The organism is Bacillus sp. FMQ74 (genome assembly GCF_001875785.1).
Classification (GTDB): Bacteria; Bacillota; Bacilli; order Bacillales; family Bacillaceae; genus Bacillus; species Bacillus stercoris.
The window spans coordinates 85,540-101,546 of record NZ_MOEO01000002.1; the positions used below are offsets into that span (position 1 = coordinate 85,540).

Annotated in this window: 14 protein-coding genes; 10 read left to right on the forward strand and 4 right to left on the reverse strand. The window is 45.0% G+C overall.

Going from position 1 to position 16,007, the window contains the following annotated elements; translation table 11 throughout:
• Positions 1–76 precede the first annotated feature (76 nt).
• Positions 77–937: a carbohydrate ABC transporter permease gene (locus BLL41_RS04935; RefSeq protein WP_083427948.1), complete on the forward strand. Its 861-nt coding sequence runs from the start codon at positions 77–79 to the stop codon at positions 935–937.
• A 23-nt stretch (positions 938–960) separates the two neighbouring features.
• Positions 961–2,457 (forward strand): extracellular solute-binding protein, encoded by a 1,497-nt coding sequence (locus BLL41_RS04940; RefSeq protein ID WP_071576994.1) that lies wholly within the window; start codon positions 961–963, stop codon positions 2,455–2,457.
• A 40-nt stretch (positions 2,458–2,497) separates the two neighbouring features.
• On the opposite strand, the gene BLL41_RS04945 is transcribed toward BLL41_RS04940, so the two are convergent.
• On the reverse strand, positions 2,498–4,813 hold the full coding sequence (locus BLL41_RS04945; protein ID WP_071576995.1) for a helix-turn-helix domain-containing protein: 2,316 nt from the start codon (positions 4,811–4,813) through the stop codon (positions 2,498–2,500).
• A 214-nt stretch (positions 4,814–5,027) separates the two neighbouring features.
• Here BLL41_RS04945 and rmgP point away from each other — a divergent pair, with 214 nt between their 5' ends.
• The 6 genes from rmgP to BLL41_RS04975 all read left to right on the forward strand — a co-directional run bounded on the left by rmgP (position 5,028) and on the right by BLL41_RS04975 (position 9,861).
• On the forward strand, positions 5,028–5,993 hold the full coding sequence (gene rmgP / locus BLL41_RS04950) for a polygalacturonan/rhamnogalacturonan ABC transporter permease (RefSeq protein ID WP_014665041.1): 966 nt from the start codon (positions 5,028–5,030) through the stop codon (positions 5,991–5,993).
• Positions 5,994–6,000: 7 nt separating this feature from the next.
• Positions 6,001–7,122 carry an unsaturated rhamnogalacturonyl hydrolase gene (rmgQ, locus tag BLL41_RS04955; protein WP_141770188.1) on the forward strand — a complete coding sequence of 374 codons (1,122 nt, stop codon included), beginning with the start codon at positions 6,001–6,003 and terminating at the stop codon, positions 7,120–7,122.
• Positions 7,119–7,622 (forward strand): rhamnogalaturonan transport/degradation protein RmgS, encoded by a 504-nt coding sequence (gene rmgS, locus BLL41_RS04960; protein WP_083427937.1) that lies wholly within the window; start codon positions 7,119–7,121, stop codon positions 7,620–7,622. The genes rmgQ and rmgS overlap by 4 nt, the downstream gene beginning before the upstream one ends.
• A 14-nt stretch (positions 7,623–7,636) precedes the next feature.
• The gene (locus BLL41_RS04965) at positions 7,637–8,923 is read left to right on the forward strand and encodes a Gfo/Idh/MocA family protein (protein ID WP_071576998.1); all 1,287 of its coding nucleotides are present in this window, start codon (positions 7,637–7,639) and stop codon (positions 8,921–8,923) included.
• Between the two features lie 20 nt (positions 8,924–8,943).
• Complete coding sequence (locus tag BLL41_RS04970) at positions 8,944–9,612, forward strand: YesL family protein (RefSeq protein ID WP_071576999.1); 669 nt, start codon at positions 8,944–8,946, stop codon at positions 9,610–9,612.
• A gap of 66 nt (positions 9,613–9,678) precedes the next feature.
• Complete coding sequence (locus BLL41_RS04975; protein WP_003223398.1) at positions 9,679–9,861, forward strand: sporulation protein Cse60; 183 nt, start codon at positions 9,679–9,681, stop codon at positions 9,859–9,861.
• Between the two features lie 38 nt (positions 9,862–9,899).
• Here BLL41_RS04975 and opuD read toward each other — a convergent pair whose 3' ends face one another.
• Entirely contained in the window at positions 9,900–11,435 is a 1,536-nt protein-coding gene (gene opuD, locus BLL41_RS04980; RefSeq protein WP_014665036.1) for a glycine betaine transporter OpuD, read from the reverse strand.
• Positions 11,436–11,624: 189 nt separating this feature from the next.
• Positions 11,625–12,887: a BaiN/RdsA family NAD(P)/FAD-dependent oxidoreductase gene (locus BLL41_RS04985; protein WP_071577000.1), complete on the reverse strand. Its 1,263-nt coding sequence runs from the start codon at positions 12,885–12,887 to the stop codon at positions 11,625–11,627.
• A 200-nt stretch (positions 12,888–13,087) separates the two neighbouring features.
• Here BLL41_RS04985 and murJ point away from each other — a divergent pair, with 200 nt between their 5' ends.
• Both murJ and BLL41_RS04995 read left to right on the forward strand, forming a co-directional pair.
• A complete protein-coding gene (gene murJ, locus BLL41_RS04990; RefSeq protein WP_071577001.1) occupies positions 13,088–14,722 on the forward strand; it encodes a lipid II flippase MurJ in 1,635 nt (544 codons plus the stop codon).
• A gap of 67 nt (positions 14,723–14,789) precedes the next feature.
• The gene (locus BLL41_RS04995) at positions 14,790–15,509 is read left to right on the forward strand and encodes a pseudouridine synthase (protein ID WP_071577002.1); all 720 of its coding nucleotides are present in this window, start codon (positions 14,790–14,792) and stop codon (positions 15,507–15,509) included.
• Between the two features lie 119 nt (positions 15,510–15,628).
• Here BLL41_RS04995 and BLL41_RS05000 read toward each other — a convergent pair whose 3' ends face one another.
• Entirely contained in the window at positions 15,629–15,850 is a 222-nt protein-coding gene (locus BLL41_RS05000; protein ID WP_003152337.1) for a DeoR family transcriptional regulator, read from the reverse strand.
• Positions 15,851–16,007 lie beyond the last annotated feature (157 nt).

Here is a 16,007-nt window from a genome sequence, read left to right on the forward strand (position 1 = left end):
TATCGTCACATGCTGCAGCTTGTTTAGGAAAGAATGATAACGCTTACAAAGGGAGGTGGGAGCTATCTCACATTCACTGAAAAACCGTCTGTTTGATATGTTGATTTATGGTTTCTTGCTGATGTTCGCTTTAATATGCGTACTTCCGTTCATTCATGTCATCGCAGCATCCTTCGCCACAGTAGAAGAAGTCGTGTCGAAAAAATTTATTTTAATACCGACCACTTTTTCGCTAGATGCTTATCGCTACATTTTTTCAACAGATATTATTTATAAGAGTTTGCTTGTTTCTGTGTTTGTGACGGTGATAGGCACTGCGGTCAGCATGTTTCTTTCATCATTGATGGCTTACGGGTTATCCCGCCGTGATTTAATCGGACGGCAGCCGCTCATGTTTCTTGTTGTATTTACGATGCTGTTCAGCGGCGGCATGATTCCGACTTTTCTTGTGGTCAAATCGCTTGGATTGCTCGATTCTTACTGGGCGCTCATTTTGCCAACAGCCATTAATGCTTTTAACCTGATCATTCTGAAAAACTTCTTTCAAAATATCCCGGCAAGCTTGGAAGAGTCCGCGAAAATCGATGGATGCAATGACCTGGGCATTTTCTTTAAAATCGTGCTGCCGTTGTCTCTGCCTGCGATCGCGACGATTTCACTATTTTATGCGGTCACGTATTGGAACACGTATATGACAGCGATCTTGTACCTAAATGATTCAGCAAAATGGCCGATCCAGGTACTTCTGCGTCAAATCGTCATTGTATCAAGCGGCATGCAGGGGGATATGTCAGAGATGGGCTCGGGCAGCCCGCCGCCTGAGCAAACGATTAAAATGGCGGTCATAGTGGTGGCGACTATCCCGGTTCTGCTTGTCTATCCGTTTATACAAAAGCATTTTGCAAAAGGAGCTTTACTGGGATCTGTTAAAGGATAAAAAATATGAAACGGAGGGGTACGATGGGAAACAAATGGAAGGTGCTTTTCATGGTGCTTGTACTGGCACTCGGCGGAGTGCTGGCAGGCTGTAAAGGGGCTGATCAGTCTGCGGCTGAAGGCAAAGCTGACTCGGATTCAAAGGTAAAGCTGTCTTGGATGGCGATTTTGTATCACCAGCAGCCGCCGAAAGACAGGGCGATTAAAGAAATTGAAAAGCTCACAAATACAGAACTCGACATCACCTGGGTTCCAGACGCGGTGAAAGAAGACAGGCTGAATGCGGCGCTTGCAGCGGGCAATCTTCCACAAATCGTGACGATCCAGGATATTAAAAATTCGTCAGTCATGAATGCCTTCCGGTCAGGAATGTTCTGGGAAATCGGTGATTATATCAAGGATTATCCCAACTTAAACAAAATGAACAAACTCATTAATAAAAATGTGACAATTGACGGCAAGCTCTACGGGATATACAGAGAGCGCCCGCTTTCCAGACAGGGGATCGTCATTCGGAAGGACTGGTTGGACAATTTAAATTTGAAAACCCCGAAAACGTTGGATGAGCTTTATGAAGTGGCCAAAGCATTTACGGAGGACGACCCGGACAAGGATGGGAAAGATGATACGTTCGGGCTGGCAGACCGTAATGACTTAATTTATGGCGCATTTAAAACGATTGGCTCGTATGAAGGCATGCCGACAGATTGGAAGGAATCGGGCGGCAAATTCACACCTGATTTCATGACACAGGAATACAAAGACACGATGAACTATATGAAAAAGCTGCGTGATAACGGGTATATGAATAAGGATTTTCCCGTCACAAGCAAAACCCAGCAGCAGGAGTTGTTTTCTCAGGGAAAAGCCGGCATTTATATTGGCAATATGGTAGATGCGGTCAATCTGCGCGACCATGCCTCTGATAAATCGATGAAGCTCGAGATCATCAACCGCATAAAAGGCCCAGATGGGAAAGAGCGGGTATGGGCATCAGGAGGCCATAACGGCGTGTTTGCTTTCCCGAAAACGAGTGTGAAAACGGAAGCTGAACTTAAACGGATCTTGGCGTTTTTTGACCGAATTGCCGAAGAAGATGTCTATAGCCTGATGACTTATGGCATTGACGGCGTTCATTACAACAAAGGTGAGGACAAAACGTTCACACGCAAAGAAAGCCAGGTAAAAGACTGGCAGACTGATATTCAGCCGCTGTCCGCCTTAATTGCCATTGATAAAGCCTACTTAAAAAACACTGGAGATCCGCTTCGGACGGCGTACGAGGAGCTGACCGAGGACAATGAAAAGATTATCGTCTCAAACCCAGCTGAAAGCCTGTATTCCGCGGCGGAGTCGGAACGGGGTGATGAACTGAAGAAAATCATTGATGACGCGACCTACAAATATATGATTGGAGACATCACAGAAAGCCAGTTCGATAAAGAAGTGGAAAAATGGGAGTCAAGCGGAGGAAAACAAATTATTCAGGAATACGAAGAAGCGTTTAAACAAGCAAAATAACATTGGAAAAACCCAAAACCGCTTGCGTGTTTTGGGTTTTTTACATGCTTCTTTTTTGCTGGCGGTAGTTTCCTGGTGTAATCCCCTCCAGCTTTTTAAAAGACCTGATAAAATTTTGCGAGTTTTTATATTTCAGTTTTTCGGCAATGTCTTTGACCGCCATGTCGGTTTCGGCAAGCCAGCTTTTCGCCATATGATGTCGGTAGCTTGAGACATACTCGCTGAATGAAATACCCATTTCTTTTTTGAAAATGCTGCTTAAATAGTTTGGGTTGTAATGGAGCCTGCGTGCGATTTCATCCAGTGTCAACTCAGATTCAAACTCATGGTGGATGATATGAATGATGTTGTCGGAAATATTTTTGTACTGGGCATCCGCGCGGGCGTTCACTTTGTCTGTCATCGGATCAATAAACTCATTTTTGAGCCAGTTTTCGGTATCCTCGAACGTTTTCAGCTCGAAAATCTGGTCATACAGCATTTTGTTTTCTTCAAGCTCAAACAATTCGATCCCGAGCACATGCATCAGCTCAATCACATGGTTCAAAAAACGGGCGATGGCGATTTGAAATTGATACGGGTTGGTGTTCTGGGTGAAAATGGCTTGCAAAATCGCGTGCAGGCATTTATCCGCTTTCTCCTTGTCTCCTGCTTTGACGGCATCGAACAGTTCATGCTGAAGCTGCTTGGGAAAATGGGTTTTGAAGGTTTTTTTCTGGTCTAGGTCTTCATAAAAGATAATCGATTTGTTTTCTGCTTTGAGCCGGTATTTCAACGCTTCTGAACCTTCAGCATAGGCTGTTTTCGCCTTTGTCAGCGCATCAAACGGCTGGCTGATGCCGATGCTGACAGACAGCTGCAGCTCAGCTTCCGCTTTTTCCTGAATCATCCTTGCAGTCTCATTCAGCTCAGCCATGAATTCCTCTTTTGTCCCGCTTTGATTGATCAAAATCGTTGCCTGCTGCTTGTCCACCACGGCGGGTGCAAGATGTTTGTCCGTCGGGATGCTGCGCTCAATCAGGCTGTTGACGGCAAACAAAAGCAGATCCATATCTTTTTTCTCATAAGGTGTATGATTCAGTGTGTCAATTTGGAGCACAAGCAGGGCAAGGTGCTGCCAATTTTGCTTTAAGCCGAGGCTCTCAAAGCGGTTATTAACCTCCTCATCCGTCAGTTTTCCAAGCATAAGCCTGACCATAAAATATTGCTGCAGGTGAGTGGCTTGCTGCTTCATCGTTTCTTCAAGGTCATCATTTCTGTCCTTCAGCTGCTTAAAGCTCTGTTCAATTAACTCAAATTCATTTTGAGGAGGCTGTTTCTCTTGTATGGCACCATGCCTTGCAAATGATTCGTAAAGCACCCTGATCGGCTTGTAAAAATGGCGGGAGCCCAGCCAAGAGAACAACAATGAAAGCGTTAACAAAATGAGGCATACAGTAAAAGTGATCCAGCCTATTGACTTGGCTTCTTTTTTTAGCTCAGGCAGGGAAACGAGAGAAAAATAAGTCCATGTATTATAGTCAGATTTTTGATAGGTGACTTTATAATGAATCCGGTCAATAACTGTTTCAAACTGACCGCTATTGGCGGTTTGCGCCAGCACTTTTTGGACAAAGTCGTCGTTATGAAGAGATTCACCGACGTCAGACATGTTGTTATGAAGGATGATGCGCCCTTTTTCATCAATGATAAACAGGTTGTTGGCATTTGAATAGTCAGGCATATTTTTGACGAGCGAACAGCTTGGGATGCTTGCGGCGGCCAATCCCTTTGTATTTGTGCTGTTCAAAGGGAGCTGCTTAATTAAATTGATATTGTAGCGGCAGTTTTCTGCTGTGCCTTCTTTGGTTGAAATCAAATGATTGTTTTCCTCAAGCGTCCAATATGAGCGGCTCGCTTTATGTTTCGTGTACGCTGAGGCTGCTTCATGAAGAGTGTCTGTATTCAAACGGTACAAACCGGAATTGTTCATGTACCATTTTTTCGTATAACTGACTAACGTCATGTTGGACAGGTCAGTATCAAAGCTTTGCAGATAATTGAGCTCTTGGTACACTTGGTTATAGATTTGAAATTGGTCTGAGTGCAAAGGCTCGGACAATGTGCGAAGGAGAGGCGGCGAACTCACATAGTGGGTTAAAGAGTGATCGACGGTTTTTAAAATATGCTCGATGCTTTGCTGGGTCTGCTGGAGTGTGTCGAATTTTTCCTCCGAAACGTTGGAAATAGCCGTTTTCTGAGAGTGCTCGTACGAAAACAATCCGACCAAAATAACCGGAATGGTGCTGAGCAGGCAGAAAAACGTGATCAGTTTGTAGTAAAACTTGTATTGGCTTCTTTTCATAAAACCCCCCATTTCCTAAATCCACTTCACCTTAATACAATTAATCCAAAGATTGATAGATATTGTCAATAATCATTTTCTAATATCGGTGTCTTTTTTTCAGGTGGAACGGCTGAACCATTGATCATAAAGGGATAAAACAGGATGTGAGCATATGATTGTAGACGGACTTTTGCCTGCTGCGCTACAGTGAATGCAAGAACCTGTGAAAGGAGGCTAGGAAAAAATGAAAACAGCAGAAGCGCAAGCGCCGGCTGTTGATGCAGTCATTTTTAAAAAAGAAAAAAGAAAGCGCTTACTAAGTAAGCTGATCCAGCAAAAATATTTGTACTTGATGATTTTGCCGGGGTGTATTTATTTTTTGCTTTTTAAGTATGTCCCGATGTGGGGGATTGTGATTGCATTTCAGGATTATCAGCCATTTCTCGGCATTTTGGGCAGTGAGTGGGTCGGGCTGAAACATTTTATCAGGCTGTTTACTGAGCCTACATTTTTTCTCTTGTTAAAAAATACGCTCGTGTTATTTGCGTTGAACCTGGCCATATTTTTCCCGGTGCCGATTTTGCTGGCGCTTCTATTGAACGAAGTGCGGATTGCTCTCTTTAAAAAATTTGTTCAGACGCTGATTTATATCCCGCATTTTATGTCTTGGGTCATTGTGGTATCGCTATCGTTTGTGCTTTTAACGGTAGACGGAGGCTTGATTAATGAACTGATTGTGTTTTTTGGCGGTGAAAAAATCAATTTTCTGCTGAACGAAGAATGGTTCAGGCCCCTGTATATTCTTCAGGTTATCTGGAGGGAAGCTGGATGGTCGACGATCATTTATCTGGCGGCCATTACAGCGGTTGACCCTCAGCTGTATGAAGCGGCGAAAATGGACGGAGCGGGACGGCTGCGGCAAATGTGGCATATTACGCTGCCCGCCATTAAAAGCGTTATCGTCGTTTTGCTGATTTTGAAAATCGGAGACACGCTGGAGCTTGGCTTCGAGCATGTGTATTTGCTGTTAAATGCAACTAATAGGGAAGTAGCGGAAATTTTTGATACGTACGTTTATACTGCCGGGCTGAAACAGGGCCAATTCAGCTACAGTACAGCAGTCGGCGTATTTAAAGCGGCAGTCGGGCTGATTTTGGTCATGCTTGCGAATCGTTTGGCGAAGAAATTTGGCGAGGAAGGAATTTATTAGGAAAGGGATGGGATCAATGGATCAATCAACCGCTGTAAAATCGCCTCTTACGTACGCGGAGGCATTGGCAAAAACGATTATGAACACGTACACAGTCGAGGAGCTGCCGCCTGCAAACCGCTGGCATTACCATCAAGGTGTTTTCTTATGCGGTGTATTGCGGTTATGGGAAGCAACCGGGGAAAAGCGGTATTTTGAATATGCGAAGGCTTATGCAGATCTCTTAATCGATGATTATGGCAATCTATTATTTAGAAGAGATGAGCTGGACGCTATTCAAGCAGGTCTCATTCTTTTTCCATTATACGAGCAGACGAAGGATGAGCGGTATGTCAAAGCGGCAAAAAGGCTCCGCGGTTTATATAGAACATTGAACCGGACGTCTGAGGATGGTTTTTGGCACAAAGACGGTTATCCTTACCAAATGTGGCTTGACGGCTTATACATGGGGGGGCCGTTCGCACTGAAATACGCGAATCTGAAGCAGGAGCCGGAGCTGTTTAATCAGGTCGTGCTGCAGGAGTCATTGATGAGAAAGCATACGAAGGATTCAAAAACCGGACTCTTTTATCACGCCTGGGATGAAGCGAAAAAAATGCCTTGGGCCAATGAAGAGACAGGCTGTTCACCGGAATTTTGGGCACGTTCCATCGGCTGGTATGTCATGTCTCTAGCTGACATGATTGAAGAGCTGCCGAAGAAGCATCCAAGCCGTCATGTGTGGAAAAAAACGCTGCAGGACATGATGGAAAGCATCTGCCGCTATCAAGACAAGGAGACAGGGCTATGGTACCAGATCGTTGATAAGGGAGACAGGTCTGATAACTGGCTGGAAAGCTCAGGATCCTGCCTGTACATGTACGCACTTGCGAAAGGAATCAATAAAGGCTATCTAGACAGGGCTTACGAAACAATACTAATAAAAGCGTATCAAGGCTTGATTCAGCATAAAACTGAAACAACAGAAGACGGTGCGTTTCTCGTCAAAGACATATGTGTCGGAACGTCAGCCGGCTTCTATGACTATTATGTCAGCCGCGAAAAAAGCACAAACGACCTGCACGGAGCCGGAGCGTTTATTTTGGCCATGACAGAGCTGGAGCCTCTTTTTAGGTCAGCGGGGAAATGACAAAAAGGATACGTACGGCTTTGTGGCTAATCGTCTTAGTGCTCTTTTTGGCATCATGCTCAAGCAGGCCGGACGGAATGCATGTCATTCTCTTTTCTGATATGAAGGCTGGCGTACAGGAAAAAATAAAAATGGCCGCTGAGCAGAATGCCGGGAAGGTCGAGATCTTTCCAGCTTTTCCAGAAAAACTGCTGACGGAAATTACAGCTCATGAGGGAGATGTTTTCATCGTGCCTGAAGACATGTTTCAAGCTTACGATGATCCGGAAAATTTTCAGCCGTTAAACGGATGGCCTCCTGAAAAAACATCTCCTTATACGACTGTTAATAAAAAAACAGGAGAGAAAACAATCTATGCCGTTCAGATCGAAAAAGGGGAAAAACAGCTGAACGGCTATTCTTTTCGATTGAATCGCGATATGGCGGCGTTTATCCCTGTGTATGCTGAAAAAACAGAGGAAGCGCTGCAGCTGATTTCCCAACTAACTGAAGCCCGATAGAGGTGAGAATAATATTGAAGAACATCGTCTTTTGCGGATTGAGCAGCAGAGCTCTCAGTATGTTTATCAAACCGCTGATGGAGCGGTTTTCAACTCATTATGAGATTACTGGATTGCTGGATGCCGATCCGAAACGTTTTGCCGTTTGCAAGGAGAAATTTCCCGAATTGGCCCACGTTCCCGAGTTTAACGAAGATGCTTTTGACGAGATGATGCGCGTGTCAAAACCTGATATCGTCATTGTGGCAGGCAGGGACGATACGCATGTCACATATATTCTAAAAAGCCTTCAGTGGAATACGGATGTGATTACTGAAAAACCAATGGTGACAACAGTGCAGGATGCGAATCGGGTGCTTGAAGCGGAGGCCAAAAGCGAAGGAAAAGTCACCGTCGCGTTTAACTATCGCTACAGCCCGTTTCATCGAAAAATCAAAGAAATGATTCTGGAAGGAAAAATAGGCAGGATCACTTCCGTTGATTTAAATTGGTATATTGATACGTATCATGGCGCCAGTTATTTTAAACGCTGGAACCGGTCGAGACCATTTTCCGGAGGTCTTTCGGTTCATAAATCAACGCATCATTTCGATCTCGTCAATTGGTGGCTCGGGCAAAATCCGGAGGAGGTATTTGCTTATGGCGCCTTGAATTACTATGGGCCGGACAGTGAGTGGAACCCCTTGCCGGAAGAAGACGGGCGTTTTTGCGGGACGTGCCGGGTCAAAGAAAAGTGCCATTACTATTCTAGGTGGCATCCCCGTTCCTCCAAAGCTTCTGTAAAGGATGATCATCTCCAAGCAGGAGACCAGTCCAGCTTATATACTGCATACAGGCCTGACGCGTGTATTTTTGACGAAGAAATTGACATCGAGGATACGTACGTGGCGACAGTCAAATATGATGGCGGTGCACTATTAAGCTATTCGATTTTATTTTCGGCCCCGTATGAGGGCTACCGGCTGACGATCAACGGCACAAAAGGGCGGATCGAATCAAATGAATTTCACGAACCTTCCAGAATTCCGTTTGCTTTTCCTGAGCAGACAATCGAATACTATCCGCTTTTTGAATCAAAGCAGACGATACAAGTAGTCAAAAATGAGGGCGGGCATGGCGGAGGAGATCCACTTTTGCTTGAGGATCTTTTTTTAGGGAAAGACCCGCTTCGCCGCTATGATATTTTAGCCGGAGCTGAAGCCGGAGCCTACTCCATCGCGGTTGGTGAGGGAATGTGGCGCTCGGTTGCCGAAAAGAGGCCGATCGGGATTAAAGAGCTTTTTCAGATGCAGAATGTATAGTGCAAAAAGGAGGGGCCGCCATGGAACATGATGGTTCACTGGGGCGGATGCTGCGCTTTTGCGAATGGATCATGAGATTCGCGTATACAAACTTGCTGTGGCTGTTGTTTGTATTGCTCGGTCTCGGTGTGTTTGGCATCATGCCTGCGACCGCGGCTTTATTCGCTGTCATGCGGAAGTGGGTTCAAGGGCAGGACAACGTTTCGGTACTAAAAACGTTTTGGCGGGAATACAAGGCTGAGTTTTTTCGTTCAAATCTGATTGGCGCTGTATTGGCGATCATCGGATTGATCATTTATATCGATTTGGCCTTTATTTATCCGAGCCATTTCCTTCTGCATGTTCTGCGCTTCGCCATTATGATTTTTGGTTTTTTGTTCGTATCCATGCTTTTTTATGTGTTTCCGCTGCTTGTCCATTTTGACTGGAAAAAACGTCTGTATGTGAAGTTTTCGCTCTTGCTCAGTGTGGCGTATTTGCAATATACGCTTGCTATGCTTGCACTGACTGTTGCTCTCTTTTTCTTGCTTGCGTACCTGCCCGGCATTGTCCCTTTTTTCAGCGTCAGCCTGATTAGCTACTGTCATATGCGAATGGTTTATGCCGTACTGTTGAAAGTGGAGAACCTAGACGGTGTGCCTCAGAAGAAACACCATACAAAGGAAGCTTTTTATCCGGAGACGAGGTGATCATATTTCTCTATCATAAGGCTGTTCCAAACGGAATAGATTGATAGAGAAAGGAGAGCGGATAAGATGCTGAAGGTGGCAGTATTTGATGAAGAACATGAAAAAGACTTACAGACGGAAATCAATTCATTTTTAAAAGGGATATCGGAGGAGCAGCTGATTGATATCAAATATACGGTTTCGGCGGCGTGCGATCCGGACGGTGAGCAGCTTTACTGTTTTTCCGCCCTTATTCTATACCGCAAATAAAAAAAGATCTTCCCGCGTGCGCGGAAAGATCTTTTTTGTTAATATGCCTTTTTCACTCTTGGACTTCTCGGTTTGTCGATTTTCTCCGCTCTTTTGATCTCTCTTCGTTCCTTTGATAGCGATTTATAGAGAGCGGCAATCATCAGCAGGATGACGATAGAAAACGGCAGCGCTGCCAGAATGGCTGTGTTTTGCAAAGCGGAAAGACCGCCGGAATACAAGAGGACAGCAGCCATGGCAGATTGAATGATGCCCCAGCTGAATTTTACCGAATTGGCTGGGTTCAATGAGCCGTAGGTCGTCTGCATGCCGAGCACAAATGTTGCAGAGTCAGCAGATGTAATAAAGAATACAGCGATCAGGATTAGTGACAAAATAGATGTCACCATCGCCAGCGGATAATGGTCAAGTGTTCCAAACAGCATCGTTTCCGTTGACAGCTTCGCTACATTGAATGTGCCGTTCTGCTGAAGATCCATAGCCGATACGCCAAAGATAGAGAACCATAAGAACGCGAGAATACATGGTGTTACTAAGACACCGATCAAAAATTCACGGATCGTCCGTCCTCTGGATACCCGGGCGATGAAAATGCCGACAAATGGAGACCAGGAAATCCACCATGCCCAATAGAAAATCGTCCAGCCGTTAATCCATTCGCGTTTTTCAGGATCGTACGGTGTCAGTCTGAAGCTCATTTGCACGATGTTTTGAATATACTGTCCGATAGAATCTGTAAATGAGTTCATAATCAGTACGGTAGGCCCAACAAATAGCACAAACAGCATTAACAGTCCAGCTAATACCATGTTGGTGTTGCTCAAATACTTAATGCCTTTTCCGAGTCCGCTCCACGCAGAAATCAAGAAAAGCACAGTAACAATGGCAATCAAAATAAATTGAACGAGAAAGTTATTTGGGATGCCAAATAAGTAACTCAATCCGCCGTTAATTTGAGTCGCTCCGATACCAAGGCTTGTGGCTACTCCGACGACTGTGGCAAAAACAGCAATACAGTCAATTAATTTGCCGATCGGACCGTTAACTTTATCGCCTAAAATCGGTGACAGCGTGCTGCTGATTAATCCTGGAGCGCCTTTTCGGAATTGGAAATAGGCAATGCATAATGCCACGACGGCATAAATGGCCCAAGCGTGCAGACCCCAGTGGAAAAACGTATAGCGGAGTGCATCTCTAAAGGCTTGGGGGGTTTCTGTTTCACCTGATGGAGAGCTAATTGCGTAATGGCTGATCGGTTCAGCCGCACCGTAGAATACCAAGCCGATTCCCATGCCTGCGCTGAACAGCATGGCGAACCATGATAATAACCCGAATTCCGGTTTTTCATCGGGCCTTCCGAGTTTAATTTTGCCGATCGGGCTGAAAATCAAAAAGAGACAGAACCCGACAAACAATGAGACAACTAAAAGATAATACCAACCAAACGTATTGGTGATAAATGCTTGTGCAGATTGGGATACGTTTTGCAGGCTGTCTGGAGAAACAACGCCCCATAATACAGCAGCAGCTGTGATCACAATCACAATCCAAAATACACTAGATATATTTTTCAAATATTCTCACCCTCTAAATTTTTTGTGTACGCCTATATATGCTCGCAGGCTTAGTATGGTCGTACGCTGGCAGATCATTCCTCTCTTAAAATTACCCCGCAATCAGGTGAAACAAAACAAGTCCCACCCTACCATGAATACGGAGAATTTTCAAATGTTCAGCGTTTTGTAAAAATTTGAAAAGGCTGGTCAGGAGCGGGCAAAGCGACCGGCATTGAGCCCCGCAAGCCTTCCTGTTACAAGGGCGGAGGTGATATTGTATCCTCCTGTGTAGCCGTGGATATCCAAAATTTCTCCGCAAAAGTAAAGCCCCTCCATTTTTTTAGAGGCCATCTTTTTCGGGTCGATTTCTTTTACAGATACCCCGCCTCCCGTGACAAATGCCTTATCAAGCGACAGTGTGCCATTTGCGAGAACAGTAAACTGCTTGCAGTCCTTTACAAATTGTCTGAAAGGGTCCTTTGGCAGCTCAGAAAACGATACGTTCGGAGAGATGCCGTTTTTTTCAAGCAGGAATAGGAGGTAGCGCTCCTGCATCCAGGGCTTCAGCACGTTTTTAATGGCTTTTTTCGGTGCTTCCTTCAGTTCTTTAAACATCTTTTGGAAAAGCGTTTCTTCATTGATATCCGGATATAAGTCAATTCTGAGCGGAACTTGGGGCTGTTTTTTCAGCTCTTTCACGACAAATTGGCTGCATCTGAGAATGGCAGGTCCCGAGAGGCCGAAATGGGTAAACAGCATGTCCATTTTATGTGTGATGATTGGTTTGCCTTTTTTATTTAACACACTGACGGCTACATCTCTTAGTGATAAGCCCTGAAGTGTTTTTTGCTTAATGAACGGTTCGCCAGAAGTAACGGGTACCTCTGTCGGAAACAGCTCTGTTATGGTATGGCCTGCGGCTTCAGCCCATTCATAGCCGTCTCCCGTGCTTCCGGTATGAGGCACACTTTTACCGCCGACAGCGATAATGACAGCCTGGCTATGGATCATTTCGCCATTATTCGTCACAATCCCTGCCGCCTGTCCATCTTTATATATAACAGATTTAATTTTCTCGTTCGTTCTGATTGTTACACGGAGCTGCTTCAGCCTGTTTAACAGCGCGTCAACAACACTTTGGGCTTTGTCGGTCACAGGAAACATCCGGCCGTGATCCTCTTCCTTTAATTGAATGCCGAGGTTTTCAAAAAACTTGATAATATCTTCATTATTAAATTCAGAAAACGCGCTGTATAAAAAACGCCCGTTGCCGGGGATGTGCTTAATAATTTCTTCCACAGGAAGGCGGTTTGTCACATTGCAGCGGCCGCCCCCGGAAATCGCGAGTTTCCGCCCTAATTTATTTCCTTTATCTATCAGCAAAACGCCAGCGCCTTGCTCCCCTGCTGCAATCGCAGCCATCAAGCCTGAAGGGCCTCCGCCGATTACGATTACGTCATATTGTTTCATCTTATCATCAACTTTCTTTTCGTTTCGTATGCGGACACCCGTCCGCAGTACTATTATAGCGAAAGAAAGCCGCTCCTTAAACGTCTTTTACCGCGAATACGAATGTTCACAGGATTGCTTTTGTATTTATTACCGTCTAAATGCCCAGTTGTGGTAAAATAGAAAAGTTGAATCTTCGTAGAAAATGGTGATGAAGAAACATGTCAAGCAAACTGTTAAGAGGCACGTTTGTGTTAACGCTCGGTACATATATATCGCGGATTCTGGGAATGGTCTATTTAATTCCCTTCAGCATTATGGTTGGGGCGACAGGCGGTGCATTATTTCAATACGGATACAACCAATACACTTTATTTTTGAATATTGCTACGATGGGCTTTCCGGCCGCTGTTTCTAAATTTGTGTCCAAATATAATTCCAAAGGGGATTATGAGACAAGCAGAAAAATGCTCAAGGCGGGCATGTCGGTTATGCTCGTTACAGGAATGATAGCCTTTTTCATTCTGTATCTATCCGCTCCGATGTTTGCGGAAATATCGCTGGGAGGCAAGGATAATAACGGCCTGACAATTGATCATGTTGTTTATGTCATCCGCATGGTCAGCTTAGCGCTTTTGGTCGTACCGATTATGAGTCTTGTCCGCGGATTCTTCCAAGGGCACCAAATGATGGGTCCGACAGCTGTTTCCCAAGTCGTTGAACAGATTGTCCGTATCATCTTTCTATTGAGTGCGACATTCCTGATTTTGAAGGTTTTCAACGGCGGCCTTGTCATCGCTGTCGGCTATGCGACCTTCGCTGCGCTGATCGGTGCCTTCGGAGGGCTGGTCGTGCTGTATATTTATTGGAACAAACGGAAGGGCAGCCTGCTGGCGATGATGCCGAATACGGGCCCGACAGCAAACTTAAGCTACAAGAAAATGTTTTTCGAGCTGTTCAGCTATGCCGCTCCGTACGTTTTTGTCGGACTAGCCATCCCTTTGTATAACTATATTGATACAAATACGTTTAACAAAGCGATGATTGAAGCGGGCCATCAAGCCATCAGCCAGGACATGCTGGCGATTCTAACCCTGTATGTGCAGAAGCTCGTGATGATCCCGGTTTCCCTTGCAACTGCTTTCGGACTGACATTAATTCCAACGATTACTGAATCGTTTACAAGCGGAAACTATAAGCTGTTAAATCAGCAGATTAATCAAACGATGCAGACGATCCTGTTTTTAATTATTCCGGCTGTTGTCGGGATCTCTCTATTGTCAGGACCGACGTATACGTTCTTTTACGGGTCAGAGAGCCTTCATCCTGAACTGGGGGCAAACATTCTGCTTTGGTATTCGCCAGTCGCGATTCTATTCTCTTTGTTTACAGTCAACGCAGCCATTCTGCAGGGCATCAATAAGCAAAAATTTGCGGTTGTCAGCCTTGTGATCGGTGTCGTGATCAAGCTTGTGCTGAATGTTCCGCTAATCAAGCTGATGCAGGCTGACGGAGCGATTTTAGCGACGGCTCTTGGATATATTGCTTCACTTTTATATGGATTTATCATGATTAAGCGCCATGCAGGCTATTCGTATAAGATACTGGTTAAACGAACTGTTTTGATGCTGGTCTTATCAGCTATTATGGGTATTGCCGTGAAAATCGTACAGTGGGTATTAAGCTTCTTTATTTCCTATCAGGATGGCCAGTTGCAAGCTGCGATTGTTGTGGTGATTGCGGCCGCTGTTGGCGGTGTTGTTTACCTGTATTGCGGTTACCGGTTAGGATTTTTGCAGAAAATTTTAGGCCGTCGTTTGCCGGGTTTCTTAAAGAAAGGCAGACATGCGGGCTGATAACAAGATATGATGAAACAGAGGGCTCGCATGCTGCGGGCTTTCTTTTATAAAGGAGAGATTGGGAATGAGACTTGATAAGCTGCTTGCCAACAGCGGGTATGGTTCCAGAAAAGAAGTCAAAGCCGTTGTGAAGGCGGGAGCCGTTATGATCGACGGCAAACCGGCCAAAGATGTAAAGGCGCACGTTGATCCTGATACACAGGAGGTTACCGTATACGGAGAACCGGTTGATTACCGCGAGTTCATTTATCTTATGATGAATAAACCGCAGGGCGTGCTGTCGGCAACTGAGGACAGCCGGCAGCAAACAGTGATCGATCTGCTGACGCCGGAGGAGATGAGATTTGAGCCATTTCCCGCCGGCAGGCTTGATAAAGATACAGAGGGCTTTTTGCTGCTAACAAATGATGGCCAGCTCGCACATCGGCTCCTTTCTCCTAAAAAGCATGTTCCAAAAACGTATGAAGTCCATTTAAAATCACAGATTTCACCGGAAGACATTTCCGATTTGGAAACGGGTGTCTACATAGAAGGCGGCTATAAAACAAAGCCGGCAAAAGCGGAAATCAAAACAAACGACAATGGCAATACTGTAATATACCTGACAATTACCGAAGGAAAATACCATCAAGTCAAGCAGATGGCAAAGGCTGTCGGCAATGAAGTGGTTTATCTGAAGCGGCTTTCGATGGGGCGCGTTTCCCTGGATCCCGCTCTGGCACCCGGAGAATACCGGGAGCTTACAGAGGAAGAACTTCATTGGCTCAATGAACCGCAAGCATGAAAAAAACCCCGCATAAGAATGCGGGGTTTTATTTATAAGCGCGCAAAAACAAGGCTCAGAAGTTTCTTCGCCCTGTATCTATCGGACCGCTCACAGGCGGCCCTATGTAATTTTTCAATTTATGAGGTAATCTTTACTTTCTTTCTCGTTGTCTCCCACTTGCCACGGCTTGGACTATGAACAAGATCATTATATGCCAACACATTTAAGTCTCTTTGAATCGTTCTAGGTGTAATGCCGAATTCGTCAACCAGTTCCTGCGTTGTCACAAGACCTTTTTCTTGGATAAACATGTAAACTGATTTGATTCGAGTTAGCATACGGTTTGTTGAAGGTTTCAAAAAACCACTCCCTATCATAAGATCGGATGGACTTGACTAACCACAACTCACGACTATCAACTGCGTACGAAATAGCAACAAAGGCAGACATCTGTAATTGTTAAAATAATTCGCCCTCATTATACACGATATTGCAGTAATGAATCTAGGGATAACT